Genomic DNA, 13,797 nt, shown 5'->3' with positions numbered 1-13,797 from the left:
CGGAGGCGTATGCACACGCCTTCGTGGAATGGGCATCAACCCGCCGTGCGGAGAGCTGGCGGGCCGAAGCCCACCTGGCGAGCTAGCTCAGCGCGCGCGTGCGACCGCCGTCGACAGCGATGCTGACGCCGTTGACGTAGGCGGCGGCCGGCGTACAGAGGAAGGCGATCACCGCGGCGACCTCGGCGGGTTCGCCGAAGCGGCGCGCGGGAACGGTCGCCATCAGGTCGTGCGCGATGTCGTCCTCGCTGCGGCCGCTGTTCTTCGCCTGCGTGCCCAGCAAGCTGTCCAGCCGGCCGGTGCGGGTGTAGCCGGGCAGCACGTTGTTGACAGTGATGCCATCGGCGGCCAGTTCGCCGGAGAGCGTCTTGGCCCAGGCGGCGACCGCCGCGCGCACGGTGTTGGACACGCCCAGGTTCGGGATCGGTTCCTTCACCGAGGTCGAGATGACATTGACGATCCGGCCGTAGCCGGCCTCGCGCATGCCCGGCAGCAGGGCCTGCACCATTGCCTGGCCGGCGATCAGGTGCTGGCGGAAGGCGGCCTCGAACGCGGCCGGGTCGGCGGTGTTCGCCGGGCCGCCGGGCGGGCCTCCGCTGTTGTTGACCAGAATGTGCACCGGGCCGATCGCGGCGATGTCGGTGACCACGCCCTGCAGGCGCGTGGTGTCGAGCATGTCGACCGCCTGCCAGCGGTGGTCCTGTTCGCGCGGACGCGGCAGTTGGCCGGCCAGCTCTTCCAGCGGACCAGGCGAGCGCGAGAGCAGGGTGACGGTCGCGCCCAATTCGGCCAGTTCGATGGCGCTGGCGCGGCCGATGCCCTGCGAGGCGCCACAGACCAGTGCATGACGGCCCGTGAGATCCAGTTGCATCGCATGCCTCCTTGGATTGGACGTGATGTTGCGAGGATGCCGCCGAGGGAGAGAAGTCTTTCTGGCCCTGCACCTGAAAGTGCCGCCCGCAACCGTACCTATGAGGGTCGGGACGGGGTCAGCGCGCCTTCCACTGCAGGAACATCGCGGCGAACCAGCAGCCCCAGGCCAGCCACGGCGAGACCCGCCACAGGCCGAACCAGCGGGTGATCGCATCGTCCTGCAGCAGCTCCGGCAGGCGCGGTTGCGAGGAGCGCAGCACGTGCTGCATGCGCATCCAGGTGCGCATGCCGCTGGGTCGCCCCTGCTCGGGCTCGGCAATGATCTTCCACTGCTGCGGGTGACGCTCGCGCAACAGCCGGGCGATGCGGTACTGCGCCAGGTAATACAGCACGAAGCAGGCGATGCCGCCGGTCAGGAGCAACAGGTAAAGTTCGACGAGGGGGTTCACGTGCCGCTCTTGCTCCAGTGCGTGGGCAGGGCGGTGCGCAGCGTGTTGAGCAGGCCCTTGCCTTCGGGCGCCTTGTCGCAGATCCCGTTTTCCACCGCCTTGGCGTAGGTCTCGTTCATCATGCCGATCCAGATCGTGCCGTCAGGCCCGTGCGGGATGCGGAAGCTGCCGTTGGAGGTCATGCGCACCGGCGCCTCGGCCGAGAACGTGGCCGGTGACTGCTCCCAGTAGGTATCGCTGGCCTGCTGGTCGGCCGAGCTGTAGACCACCAGGTAACGGGCCTTGTCGCTGGTCACCTTGAGCTGGCCGAAGGCACCGGTGGTGGCGCTGCTCCAGCCCATGTACTCGCACAGCGGGATGTCCTGCGAGTCGACCGGCTGGAACGCGGCATCCAGCAGCACGGTGGTCGGCGCGAACAGATAGCTCGAGTGCAGCCAGCGGCCGTTCAATTCGGATTTCAGCGCGACCCGGTAGGGCAGCTTGACGTCGGTGGGCAGGCGGAAGGCGAGGAAGTAGCTGCGCACGCCATTCAAGCTGGCCACCATGCTGCCGGGGCCCAGTTCGAACTTCTTCGGGCGCCACGGCAGCGGCGTCAGGTAGGAAAAGTCCGCGAAGCTGCCGCAGCAGGGCGTGGCCTGCTGCAACTGCAACTTGGCCTGCGCCAGCGCATTGCCGGAGTCGGTCGGCGCGCGCAGGTTCGGCGGCACCAGCACCTTGACGCTGTGGCATGCGCCAAGCAGCAAGGTGAGGGCGACCAGCAGGAGAGTCAGCGGAAGGCGACGGTGCATGGCGATCAGAAATCAGCAGATCCGGCGGCGCGCGGGTAGGGGATGGCGTCGCGGATGTTGGAGAGGCCGCACACATAGCACAGCAGGCGCTCGAAGCCCAGTCCGAAGCCGGCGTGCGGGACGGTGCCGTAGCGGCGCAGGTCGCGGTACCAGCTGTAGGTGTCGAGATCCAGGCCGAACTTGGTCATGCGCCGGTCGAGGTAGTCCAGCCGCTCCTCGCGCTGGCTGCCGCCGATGATCTCGCCGATGCCCGGCGCCAGCACGTCCATCGCCGCGACGGTCTTCTCGTCGTCGTTCAAGCGCATGTAGAAGGCCTTGATCGCCTCGGGATAGTTCATCACCACCACCGGACGGCCGACGTGCTTCTCGGCGAGGTAACGCTCGTGCTCGGTCTGCAGGTCCACGCCCCAGGCGACCGGGTATTCGAACTTCTGGCCCGAGTTCTTGAGGATCTCGATCGCGTCGGTGTAGTCGATGCGCTCGAACGGCTGGGCGATGAAGTTCTCCAGGCGCGCGATGGCGTCCGGCGTCACGCGCTCGGCGAAGAACGCCATGTCGTCGGCGCGCTCGTCCAGTACCGCCTTGAAGATCGCCTTGAGGAAACGCTCGGCACAATCGGCGTCGGCGGCGAGGTCGGCGAAGGCGATCTCCGGCTCGATCATCCAGAACTCGGCCAGGTGGCGCGGCGTGTTGGAGTTCTCCGCGCGGAAGGTCGGGCCGAAGGTGTAGACCTTGCTCATCGCCAGGCAATAGGCCTCGACGTTGAGCTGGCCGGAGACGGTCAGGAATGCCTCGCGCCCGAAGAAATCCTTGCGGAAGTCGATCTTGCCCTCGGGCGTGCGCGGCAGGTTGGCCAGGTCCAGCGTGGACAGGCGGAACATGTCGCCCGCGCCTTCGGCATCGGACGTCGTGATGATCGGCGTGTTGATCCAGAAGAAGCCTTCGGACGTCAGGTGGCGGTGGATCGCCGTCATCATCGTGTGGCGCACGCGGGTGACCGCACCGAACAGATTCGTGCGCGGGCGCAGGTGGGCGACTTCGCGCAGGAACTCCATGGAGTGCTGCTTGGGCTGGATCGGGTAAGTTTCCGGGTCGTCCACCAGGCCGGTGACGTCCACGTCGGTCGCCTGGATCTCGAACGCCTGGCCCTTGCCCTGCGAGGGCACCAGCGTGCCGGTGACGATCACGCCGGCGCCGGCGGTCAGGTGCCGGATCTCGCTCTCGTAATTGGCCAGCGTGGCCGGCGCCACCGCCTGGATCGGATCGAAGCAGGAGCCGTCGCTGACGTTGACGAAGGACAGGCCCGCCTTGGAATCGCGCCGCGTGCGCACCCAGCCGCGAACGGTCACGGTGCTGCCGGCTTCGATGGCGCCCGAAAGGGCCTGCTTCACGCTAGACAAGGTCGGGCTGACTACCGCCATGGGTTGAAACTCCTGCGCGCGCGCCGCATCTGGACGCTGTCGTGTTCGATTCGCGCGCCGTACTCGGCGCGCCGGGGCAAACCGACATGATAATGTAGGCCCGCGACCTACTTCACCTTCAGGCGCCCATGAGCATCTCGATCACTCCCCCCGCCCGCGAGCGCATCCGCCAGTTCCTCGCCCAGACGCCCAACGCCGTGGGCGTTCGCTTTGGCGTCAAGCGCACTGGCTGTTCCGGCTTCGCTTATGTGGTGGACCTGGCCGAGGACGCGCGCCCGGACGACCAGGCGATGGAGGTGGATGGGATCCGCCTGATCATCGATGCCAAGAGCCTGCCCATGGTGGAGGGCACGGTGATCGATTTCCGCCGCCAGGGTCTCAACGCTGCATTCGTGTTCCACAATCCCAATGCCACGGGGGAGTGCGGGTGCGGGGAAAGCTTCACCGTCGGCTGAACGGCACGGTTTCCCCATAGGGGAGCCCTCGACCGTCATGCGTCGTTGGCCGCGCCCAACGGCCCGCGGAATCACGTCCGCTTTACGCCACCCGCCGCGTCGCGATACACTTCCGCTTCTGTCCATGCCCGATCGGCGCGGACGGGTACTTGCCTCACCGCCGCGCGCGGGAGGCTGCGAGGCCCCTCGGGGCCGCATCCACAAGGAGCCAACACCACAATGACCATGCGTCATTACGAAATCGTGTTCCTGGTCCACCCTGACCAGAGCGAGCAGGTCCCGGCCATGATCGACCGCTACAAGGCGCTGATCGAGGCCGACGGCGGCAAGGTCCACCGTCTCGAGGATTGGGGTCGCCGCCAGCTGGCCTACCCGATCGAGAACCTGGCCAAGGCGCACTACGTCATGCTCAACATCGAAGTGGGCCAGAACGCGCTGAACGAGCTCGAGTCCGGTTTCCGCTTCAACGACGCGGTGCTGCGTCACCTGGTCGTCAAGCGCGACGAGGCCGACACCGAGCCGTCCTTCATCCTGAAGTCCAAGGAAAAGGATGACGCCAAGTCCTCGCGTCGCCGCGACGACGATGGCGACGGTGACGAGCGTCCGGCGCGCCGCGAGCGCGATGACCGCGACAACGATCGCGACAGCGACTGATCCAGGAGCACATACCCATGTCCAAGTTCTTCCGCCGCCGCAAGTTCTGCCGCTTCACCGCCGAAGACGTGAAGGAGATCGACTACAAGGATCTCAACACGCTGCGCCAGTACGTCACCGAGAACGGCAAGATCGTTCCCAGCCGCATCACCGGCACCAAGGCGCGCTACCAGCGCCAGCTGGCCACCGCCATCAAGCGTGCCCGCTTCCTGGCGCTGCTGCCGTACACCGACAACCACGACGTCTGAGCTTGATCCTTCTTCCTTCCGGGGAAGAAGGGCAGACGCAACTTCGGACAACCGTCCACGGCTGCGCCGGCCTCACCGGCGCTAACGAAAGGAAAGACCCATGGAACTGATTCTTCTCGAGAAAGTCCGCAACCTCGGCAACCTGGGCGACAAGGTCAAGGTCAAGCCGGGTTACGGCCGCAACTACCTGCTGCCGCAGGGCAAGGCCGTGCCGGTCACCGCTGCCAACCTCGAAGCCTTCGAGAAGCGCCGCGCCGAGTACGAAGCCAAGGCCAACAACCTGTTGTCCGAAGCGGAGTCGCGCAAGGCCAAGCTGGAAGGCGCCGAGGTGACCATCACCGCGCACGCCAGCCCGGAAGGCAAGCTGTACGGCTCGGTCGGCCCGCGCGAAATCGCCGAGGCGCTGGAAGCGGCCGGCCACAAGGTCGGCAAGGGCGAAGTGATCCAGGGCGAAGGCCCGATCCGCAACACCGGCGAGTATGACGTCGTGATCAGCCTGCACGCCGACGTGCAGACGCAGGTCAAGGTGATCGTGGTCGGCGAGAAGTAAGCCGATTCGTCACCGCGGTAAACGGACGGGCGCCTTAGGGCGCCCGTCTTGTTTTGAGTTCTTCACCAGCGTGCGGGAAAGATCGCATGCCAGCTGGTGGTGCGGTCTGTTCAGGCGCGTCCGTAGCCGTGACCGTGGTTGTCGATGTGGCAAGGCGGTCGCACTCAGGGCGCTCCTGCAAGTGCGCGGGCACGTGCTGCGGGACTCCGGACGTCAGCGCCCAGCGCGTGATCGCTTGTAGGAAGGGTCGTCCGGTTCGATCGGCGCACCGCCGATACCCAGCGGCTTTTCATCCATGCCGGGGGCACCCGCCGTGGCGGCGTCACCCATCCGGTTGCCCCGCTCGGGCACCACCATGCCGCTGCCCAGGCTTGGGTCGGCCGCGTCGCCAGTGCTGCCACCCTGCGCGGCATCGTTGACAGTGCCGGCCTGCACGCCGCCAACGACATCGGGGCCAGACGCATTGCCCGCGCCCATGCCGGTGCCGGCACCGCTGATGGCGGGATTGCTGGTTGTCTTGCCTTGACCGGGGCCGGTCGGTGGGGTCGATCGGGACATGGGGACGCCTCCGCGAAACTGGCCCCATGCTGCCCATCGGGCAGTGATCACGTCGTGGAACCGGCCGCAGCGGTGTGCCTGCCGCCCGGGTCGGGGCGGCACTCGCCACCAGCGGTTGGGCGAAGGCTGGCAACGGTATGCTCGCGTCACCCGCCTCCGAGGAGCGCCTATGCGCCGCCATCATCACCCCGAACGCCACCGGACCGGCCACATGGGTTGGCTGCGCGCCGCCGTGCTGGGCGCCAATGACGGCGTCGTCTCCACCGCCAGCCTGCTGATGGGCGTGGCGGCCGCGCACGCCGACCGTCACGCGGTGCTGCTTGCCGGGGTCGCCGCACTGGTGGCCGGGGCGATGTCGATGGCGGCGGGCGAGTATGTCTCCGTGCATTCGCAGGCCGACAGCGAACAGGCCGAGCTCGCCCGCGAACGCGAGGAACTGGCCACCGACACGGATGCCGAGCACCGCGAACTGGCGAACATCTACGTGGGCCGCGGACTCGAACCTGCGTTGGCGCGGCAGGTTGCCGAACAGTTGATGGCGCATGACGCGCTCGATGCCCACGCACGTGACGAACTGGGCATCACCGAGGTATTCCGCGCCCGCCCGCTGCAGGCGGCCGCAGCCTCGGCGGCGAGTTTCGCGATCGGCGCCATGGTCCCCCTGCTGGTGGCGGCGCTGGTGCCCGCGTCGATGCAGCTGGCCCTGGTGTTCGCCATATCGCTCGCCTGCCTGGCGCTGCTCGGTGCCGCGGCTGCGCGGATGGGTGGCGCCGCGACCGGCGTCGGGGCGATGCGCATCGCATTCTGGGGTGCGCTGGCGATGGGCGTGACGACCGGCGCGGGCATGCTGTTCGGCGCGGCTCCCTGAGCGCCGGCCACCGTCGCGCGGGTTGCACATCGCGCCCACCGGCGTTATGCAGGGAGAAGGCAAATCACACGGCGGGATGCGCAATTGAAAAAGAAGCAGTCTTCGATCGGTACGTGGCTGGTCTCGGGCGTGGTGGTGATCGTGGCCATTGCGGTAGCCGTGGTCATCTGGCGCAAGGCCACCCAGGCCGGCGGCGAGCCCACGCCGGTGGCGACGTCGACGATGCCCGGCAGTGCCGGTACGGGCCCGGCCGCCGCGTCCACCGCGGTCCAGCATCCCATTGCACAGGCCGGCCCGGCGCCGGCCACGACCGCGCCGCTGCCGGCGCTGGACGCCAGCGATACCGACGTTGCCAGCGCGCTGCTGTCGCTGGGCGGCCACTCGCTCGACGGGCTGCTGCAGCGTGACCAGATCGTCCGTCGCGTGGTGGCCACGGTCGACGCATTGCCGCGCCAGAGCGTGGGCACCAACATCCTGCCGCTGAAGACGCCCAAGGGCGCGTTCCTGGTCGAGCAGACCGATGGCGCGGTCACGCTGAGCCCGCGCAATGCCGAGCGCTATGCGCCGTACATGCAGGTGCTCGAGGGCGCCGACCCCAAGGCGCTGGTGGCCTGGTACGTCGCGCACTATCCGCTGTTCCAGCAGGCCTACCGCGACCTGGGCTATCCGAAGGGCTATTTCAACGATCGCCTGGTGGTGGCCATCGACGACATGCTGGCCGCGCCGGTGCCGGATGCGCCGTTGACGCTGGTGCAGCCGAAGGTGTTCTACCGCTATGCCGACCCAGGCCTGGAGGCGCGCTCGGCGGGACAGAAACTGCTGATGCGCCTGGGCGCGGACGACGAGGCGAAGGTGAAGGCGAAGTTGCGGCAGATCCGCGATCTGCTCACCGGCGCCACGCTGCCGGCCGGCACCGCGTCGGCACGATGAAGGGTAGGGTGGCTCCAGCCCACCCTACGTGGTTTCCTAGCAGTGGTTGGGCGGAAGGCGCCGGTGGACGGTGGTTGCGGCGATAGCCGCATGGCCCACCGCAACGCTGATCTGGTTCAGCGCGCTGACCACGTCGCCGATGGCATAGATGCCCGGCACGCTGGTCTCGAGGTGATCGTCCACCACAAGCGCGCCCTCGTCGTCCAACCGGGCACCGAGCGCCGATGCGAGCTCCGACTGCGCGTCGGCGCCGAGCACCGGATAGAGCGTTTCCAGCCGCAGCCGGCGGCCGTCGGCAAAGAAAGCCTGGCAGGCTCCGTCGATCAGTTCCAGGCGTTGCGGGCCAGGCCACAGCTGCACGCCGCAGTCGGTCGCGCGCCGCTGCATCGGCTCGTCCAGCGGTGAGTCGTCCGCGACCAGTGCACAGACCTGGCGGGAGAAGGTGCGCAGGAACGCCGCGTGTCCGATCGCCGTGTCGGCCGGCCCCAACACGCCGATCACGTCGTCGCGCGCCTCGTAGGCGTCGCAGACCGCGCACAGGCGCACGGTGCCGGCGGCGATCGCGTCCTCCACGCCCTCCAGCGACGGCAGCCGGTCGACCACGCCGGTGGCCAGCATCACCGTGCGCGCGTGCCAGTGGCGCTGGCCGTCGCTGGCGGTAAAGCCGTCCGGGTGGCGGTCGAGCTGGGTGATGCGCGTGCGTACTTCCGGCACGTTGTAGGCCTGTGCCTGCAGCCGGAAGCGCGCCAGCAACTCGTTGCCGGCCACGCCGAACGGAAACCCCGGGCAGTTGTGGCTTGCCGGGATCCATCGCGCACGGCTGGCTCCCGCGTCGGCCACCAGGATGCGGCGTCGGAAGCGGGCCAGATAGGTAGCCGCGGTGAGGCCGGCCGGGCCGGCCCCCACGATCAGGCAATCGAGCATTTGTTCGGACATGCGGGTGCGCCATGGGGCGCCAGCATGGGTGGCCGGCGCGTGAAGCCCTATCCGGCTGCAGCGGGCACGACGAGACAGCGCCCTCACGGACCCTTGCCAACGCGGCGACAGTGGGAGACCGATAGTGTGACTTGCGTCACAGGTTGCGGCCTGCGGCGGGCCCCCGACTGCCTTGGTGGGTCGCGCGGGCGGCGCGCGGGGAGTCGACACGGATCGCACGAACTGCCGGAAACCGACACTTCCAATCACCAGCCCGGCGCGCAGGGAGGCTCGCGAGGAGTGCGCTTGCCAGGATCCTCCACGCCAGCATCAGCAGGGGGCGATTTCATAGCCGGTAGCGGCGAGATGGCGGCGAGCATCCGCTCTTTCGACTGGTCCACCACCCCGCTGGGCCCGTTCGAGCGATGGCCGGGTTCGCTGCGCACGCTCGTATCGATGATGCTGGAGAGCGAACTGCCGATCGCACTTGGCTGGGGCCCGGAGCTGACCTGCCTCTACAACGATGCGTACCGACCGCTGCTGGGCAGCAAGCCGGAGGCGTTGGGGTGGCCCTTCCGCGAAGTCTGGCCGGAAGCGCCCGACATCACCGAGCCGGTGATCCAACACGTCCTTGACGGCCGGCCCAGATGTTTCCGCGATGCGCGTTTCCTCCTGGAACGGGACGGTTTTCGCGAGGTCGCCTATTTCGACTACTGGATCGGCCCGGTCCGCGACGAAGGCGGGCAGGTGCAGGGACTGATCAATGAAGCGATCGAGACCACCCAGCGCGTGCTGGCCGACCGGCGCCTGCGCTTCCGCACGCGGCTGGGCGACACCCTGCGCGACCTGACCGACCCGCGGGACGTGATGGCCGCTGCCGCGCGCAGGCTGGGCTGGCACCTGCGGGCCGATCGCGTGGGTTACTGCGAAGTGGACGAGACCGGCGAATATTTCACCGTCGAGCGTGACTGGACCCGTGGCGGCATGCCCACTGGCGTGGGCCGGCACCGCCTGTCCGAGTTCGGGCCGAGGCTGATCGCCGAAGCGCTGACCGGCGTCGCCATCCGCGTCGACGACCCCTTCGATGACCCGCGGGTCGATCCGGAGGCGGCCAAGGTGCACAACGCGCTCGGCGGCCTGCGTGCGAGCCTGACCGTGCCGCTGGTCAAGGGCGGCCGGCTGGCCGCCTTTCTTTCGGTACAGCAACGCGAGCCGCGGCGATGGACGGACGAGGACGAGGCGGTCGTGCGCGAGGTGGCCGAGCGCACCTGGGCCAACGTCGAGCGCGCGCGCGCCGAGTCCGCGCTGCGCGCGACCAGCAACCGGCTCAAGCTGATTCTCGAAAGCACCACCGGCTACGGCATCCTGACGCTCGACCTGGAAGGGCGGATCACGCTCTGGAACCCCGGCGCGCAACGGCTCCTGGGGTGGCGGGAGGACGAGGTACTGGGCAAACGGATCGATATCATTTTCACGCCGGAGGATCGCAACCAGGGTGTGCTGGAAGAGGAAATGAAGTGCGCCGCCGAGACCGGGCGCGCGCAGACCGATCGCCAGCGCGTGCGCAAGGACGGCTCGCGCTTCTTCTCCAGCGCGTTGATGATGCCGCTGCGCAATGGTGGCGGCCGGCTGCTCGGCTACCTCAAGGTGTTGCGCGACCGCACGCTCGAACACCATGCGCAGGAGGCGCTCGAGCGTGGCGTGGCCGAGCGCACCGCCGAACTGGCCGCGACCAATCGCCAGCTGCTGGCCCAGATCGAGGAGCGAGAGCGGGTGGAGGCCACGCTGCGCCAGATGCAGCGGCTCGAGGCGGTCGGCCAGCTCACCTCGGGCGTGGCGCACGACTTCAACAACCTGCTGACGGTCATCACCGGCAACATCAGCATGCTCGAGCGGGTATGCGCCGAAAAGCTCGAAGACGACCCGCGGATTGGCCAACGGCTGACCTACATGAAGGACGCCGCCTCGCGCGGCGCCAAGCTGACCGCGCAGTTGCTGGCGTTCTCGCGACGGCAGCGGCTGGAGGCCAAGGCGGTGGACCTCAATGGCATCGTCGCCAGCATGCGCGACCTGTTGCAGAGCTCGATGGGAGGCTCGGTGCAGCTGACCATGAAGCTGCAATCCGGCTTGTGGTCGGCGCTGGTCGATCCGACGCAGATCGAACTGGTGATCCTCAACCTGGCGATCAACGCGCGCGATGCGTCGGCCGTGGGCAGCGAGCTGATCGTCGAAACGGCGAACGTCTCCTTGCACGACCTGGCTTCGCGGCCGGAGGAGCCCGCGCCGGGCGATTACGTGATGGTCGCGGTGACCGATCACGGCAGCGGCATGGCGCCGGACGTGCTCGCGCGGGCGTTCGAGCCGTTCTTCACCACCAAGGAGGTCGGCAAGGGTTCCGGGCTCGGCCTGGCGCAGGTGTACGGCTTCGCCAAGCAGTCCGGCGGCGGCGTGCGGATCGCCACGCGGCTCGGCGAAGGCACCTCGGTCAAGGTTTACCTGCCGCGCGCGACCGGTGCCATCGTCCAGGCGGAGGACCTGCCGCACGCGCCGGTGCACCCGGCCGGGGGCGCGGTGCGACAGTGCATCCTGCTAGTCGACGACGATACCGGCGTGCGCGAGGTCACCGCGGCGATCCTCGCCGAGCGCGGCTACGAAGTGATCGAGGCCGGCAGTGGCGGCTCGGCGCTGGACGTGCTCGACCGCGAGGGAGGCGAGGTCGACCTGATGCTGATGGACTACGCCATGCCCGGCATGAACGGCTCGGAGGTGGCGCGCGAGGCGCACGCCAAGCGGCCGTCGCTGCCTGTCCTGTTCCTTACCGGCTATGCGGACTTCGGTGCCTTCAAGGACATCGGCGACGACCGCATCGTCAGCAAACCGTTCCGCGACGAGGACCTGCTGGCCAAGGTGCGGAACATGCTTGGTGCTGACCGCCGGGATGCCCCGGCTCGCCGCGCATGAGCGTCGCGCGCTCCTCAGGCCGACACCGCCAGGCGTTCCCTGGCCGCGACCGGAACTTCACGGGCGGGCGGGCCGGGCACCATTTCCAGATCCACCTCGCCGGCATCGCGCGCCTTGGCCAGGTCGCGGGCCAGCCGCGAGGACTCGGCATCGGCCGAGACGCGAGTCACGCAGAAGGCGCGATTGCGGCCGCTGGCCTTGGCCTGGTACAGCGCCAGATCGGCCAGGCCCAGGGCGGCCTCCCAACCCTGGCCCGGGCTTGCCGGAAAGCTCACCGCGCCGATCGAGGCGGTGACGATCAACGCCTGGCCGGCGACTATCACCGGGGCGTCGCCGATCGCGTGCAGCACGTGACGGGCGAGCGCCGGCAACGCGCCGGCGGGCGTGTCGGGCAGCACCAGCACGAACTCCTCGCCACCCCAGCGCGCGATCGCGTCGCCCTGGCGCAGCAGGCCGCGCAGGCGTTGCGCGACCGCGACGAGCACGGCATCGCCGGCGGCGTGTCCCCAGCCATCGTTGATGTGCTTGAAGAAATCGAGGTCCAGGATCATCAGGCCGGTGCCGTCATTCCATGCGCTGTCGTCCGCGCGCCGGCGCACCGGCTGCTGCAGGCGATCGAGGAGCCCTTGCGTATGCCGCCGGTTGTACGCGCCGGTCAATGGATCGATCGAGGACTGCCGGGCCAGACGGCGATTGGCCTGGCGAGCACGCCGTATCGAATGCATCAGCCATACCGAACCCAGTGCGAGCATGACGGCCAGCGCGATCCACAGGCGATTGCGCCAGCCCTCGGCAGCCAGCTGGGCCTGCTTGAGCTGGTTCTGCGCCGACAGCTGGGCGATCTGCTGGCCCTTGCGCTCGGCCGCATATTTCTCCTGCAGGTCCAGCACTGCCTTTTCACGCTGTTGGCGGGTGAGATCGGCCTCCAGCGCGTCGGCCTTGTGCAATTGCGCCAGCGCTTCCCGGTCGCGACCGGCACCTTCCAGGATCCGCACCAGCTCCTGCGTGATGCCGATGACGTAGGTCGTGTTGCCGTGGCGCTCGGCGATGTCGATGGCCTGCCGCAGCGTGGCCACGCTTTCATCGAGCTTGCCTTGCCGGCCGAGCGCGATGCCAATGTTGGCCAGCGGTGCGGCGCGGTCGATCTCGCTGCCGGCGGCGCGGGCAAGGTCATCCGCCCCGTGCGCATAGTCGAGCACGCGTTGGTCCTGCCCGGGCTGGCTGAGGTAATAGTCGGAAAGGTTGTTGAGCGCCAGGATCCGGGTGTCGAGCTGGTCGGGGTCGTGTTCGGAGATGGCCAGGGCACGTTCCAGTGCGACCCGCTGGTGCGGACGATCGTCCAGCAGCGAATAGGCGTGGCCAAGATCCAGGGCGATGGTGCCCATGAGCGCCCGGTAGTTCACCGCGTCCGCGCGTGCATAGGCCTCCTCGCCCACCTGAATGGCACGACGGGGATCGCCCAGGTCGGCATTCGTGCCGATCATGCTGGCAAGCAGGCGGATCTGCGCCGCCTCGTCGTGGCGGTGAGCTGCCAGCGCGTAGGCCTCCAGGGCCAGTTCGATGGACTGGTTGAAGCGCCCGTCCACCGCGCCGTTCCAAGCCTGGGCGGTCAACAGGGCCTCGCGTGCGCCATCGTCATGCAATCGCGCCAGCAGGGCGGCAGCCTGGTCGAGATGGGGCCGGCCCGCAGCCGGCGTGGAGGCGCGTACGGCAAGCTGGGCTCTGGCCAGCAGCACGTCGAAGCGGCAGCGGACGCAGCCCTCGTCGGTCGCCATGGTTTCCAGGGCGGCCATGCTCGCCTTCACCGACGCAGCCTGATCGCCCCCCAGAGCGAGATCGAGCATGGCGCTCTGGTAGCGCCAGCGCCGGTCCAGCGGCGCGTCCGGCCCCGGCGCGTCATCGACATTGCGCAGGCGCTCCATCGCAGCAGCCACCGAACGGAACCCGTGCAGCCGCTGGTCGCGCAACACGTCCTCCAGATGCTCGCCCGCGACCGCGCGGAGCGGCAGCAACAGGAACAGGCACAACAGCAGGAGACTCTTCATCGCCCTGTATCGGCCGGGCCCGACGGGCGCTTGAGCAGACTCGTGCGTGCAGTTGCGCCCTGCCGCGGGCCGATTCAAGCTT

At 68.6% G+C, this 13,797-nt stretch carries 14 protein-coding genes; 7 read left to right on the top strand and 7 right to left on the bottom strand.

Annotated features, from left to right (window positions below; translation table 11 throughout):
* Window positions 1-82: 82 nt before the first annotated feature.
* The 4 genes from ACFWZ1_RS11790 to asnS form a co-directional block, all read right to left on the bottom strand.
* Window positions 83-871 carry an SDR family oxidoreductase gene (locus tag ACFWZ1_RS11790; RefSeq protein WP_439666538.1) on the bottom strand — a complete coding sequence of 263 codons (789 nt, stop codon included), beginning with the start codon at window positions 869-871 and terminating at the stop codon, window positions 83-85.
* Window positions 872-989: 118 nt separating this feature from the next.
* Window positions 990-1,322, bottom strand: coding sequence for a hypothetical protein (locus ACFWZ1_RS11785; RefSeq protein WP_231320818.1), 333 nt, complete (start codon window positions 1,320-1,322; stop codon window positions 990-992).
* Window positions 1,319-2,110, bottom strand: coding sequence for a hypothetical protein (locus ACFWZ1_RS11780; RefSeq protein WP_439666537.1), 792 nt, complete (start codon window positions 2,108-2,110; stop codon window positions 1,319-1,321). The genes ACFWZ1_RS11785 and ACFWZ1_RS11780 overlap by 4 nt, the downstream gene beginning before the upstream one ends.
* A 5-nt stretch (window positions 2,111-2,115) precedes the next feature.
* The gene (asnS, locus tag ACFWZ1_RS11775) at window positions 2,116-3,531 is read right to left on the bottom strand and encodes an asparagine--tRNA ligase (protein WP_439666536.1); all 1,416 of its coding nucleotides are present in this window, start codon (window positions 3,529-3,531) and stop codon (window positions 2,116-2,118) included.
* A gap of 128 nt (window positions 3,532-3,659) precedes the next feature.
* Here asnS and ACFWZ1_RS11770 point away from each other — a divergent pair, with 128 nt between their 5' ends.
* From ACFWZ1_RS11770 to rplI, 4 genes are all read left to right on the top strand, one after another.
* Window positions 3,660-3,986, top strand: coding sequence for a HesB/IscA family protein (locus tag ACFWZ1_RS11770; RefSeq protein ID WP_439666535.1), 327 nt, complete (start codon window positions 3,660-3,662; stop codon window positions 3,984-3,986).
* Window positions 3,987-4,205: 219 nt separating this feature from the next.
* Window positions 4,206-4,640: a 30S ribosomal protein S6 gene (rpsF, locus tag ACFWZ1_RS11765; protein WP_439666534.1), complete on the top strand. Its 435-nt coding sequence runs from the start codon at window positions 4,206-4,208 to the stop codon at window positions 4,638-4,640.
* Window positions 4,641-4,657: 17 nt separating this feature from the next.
* On the top strand, window positions 4,658-4,888 hold the full coding sequence (rpsR, locus tag ACFWZ1_RS11760) for a 30S ribosomal protein S18 (protein ID WP_209619137.1): 231 nt from the start codon (window positions 4,658-4,660) through the stop codon (window positions 4,886-4,888).
* A 100-nt stretch (window positions 4,889-4,988) separates the two neighbouring features.
* Window positions 4,989-5,438: a 50S ribosomal protein L9 gene (rplI, locus tag ACFWZ1_RS11755; RefSeq protein WP_231320812.1), complete on the top strand. Its 450-nt coding sequence runs from the start codon at window positions 4,989-4,991 to the stop codon at window positions 5,436-5,438.
* Between the two features lie 213 nt (window positions 5,439-5,651).
* Here rplI and ACFWZ1_RS11750 read toward each other — a convergent pair whose 3' ends face one another.
* Complete coding sequence (locus tag ACFWZ1_RS11750) at window positions 5,652-5,996, bottom strand: hypothetical protein (protein WP_439666533.1); 345 nt, start codon at window positions 5,994-5,996, stop codon at window positions 5,652-5,654.
* A gap of 169 nt (window positions 5,997-6,165) precedes the next feature.
* Between ACFWZ1_RS11750 and ACFWZ1_RS11745 the strand changes: the two genes are divergently transcribed.
* Window positions 6,166-6,864, top strand: a complete 699-nt coding sequence (locus ACFWZ1_RS11745) for a VIT1/CCC1 transporter family protein (RefSeq protein ID WP_439666532.1) — start codon at window positions 6,166-6,168, stop codon at window positions 6,862-6,864.
* 84 nt (window positions 6,865-6,948) lie between these two features.
* Complete coding sequence (locus ACFWZ1_RS11740) at window positions 6,949-7,794, top strand: DUF3014 domain-containing protein (RefSeq protein ID WP_439666531.1); 846 nt, start codon at window positions 6,949-6,951, stop codon at window positions 7,792-7,794.
* 36 nt (window positions 7,795-7,830) lie between these two features.
* Here the strand turns inward: ACFWZ1_RS11740 and ACFWZ1_RS11735 are convergent, their stop codons facing one another.
* Entirely contained in the window at window positions 7,831-8,730 is a 900-nt protein-coding gene (locus ACFWZ1_RS11735; protein ID WP_439666530.1) for an NAD(P)/FAD-dependent oxidoreductase, read from the bottom strand.
* A gap of 345 nt (window positions 8,731-9,075) precedes the next feature.
* On the opposite strand from ACFWZ1_RS11735, the gene ACFWZ1_RS11730 reads away from it, so the two are divergent.
* Complete coding sequence (locus ACFWZ1_RS11730; protein WP_439666529.1) at window positions 9,076-11,670, top strand: response regulator; 2,595 nt, start codon at window positions 9,076-9,078, stop codon at window positions 11,668-11,670.
* 14 nt (window positions 11,671-11,684) lie between these two features.
* Here ACFWZ1_RS11730 and ACFWZ1_RS11725 read toward each other — a convergent pair whose 3' ends face one another.
* Window positions 11,685-13,715, bottom strand: a complete 2,031-nt coding sequence (locus ACFWZ1_RS11725) for a diguanylate cyclase (RefSeq protein ID WP_439666528.1) — start codon at window positions 13,713-13,715, stop codon at window positions 11,685-11,687.
* Between the last annotated feature and the right edge of the window lie 82 nt (window positions 13,716-13,797).

Origin of the sequence: Frateuria sp. GZRe14, from assembly GCF_051900395.1 — a bacterium.
Taxonomy (GTDB): Bacteria; Pseudomonadota; Gammaproteobacteria; order Xanthomonadales; family Rhodanobacteraceae; genus Frateuria_A; species Frateuria_A edaphi.
The sequence above is the reverse complement of the archived record's forward strand: the minus strand, read 5'-3'. Positions and strand labels throughout refer to the sequence as shown.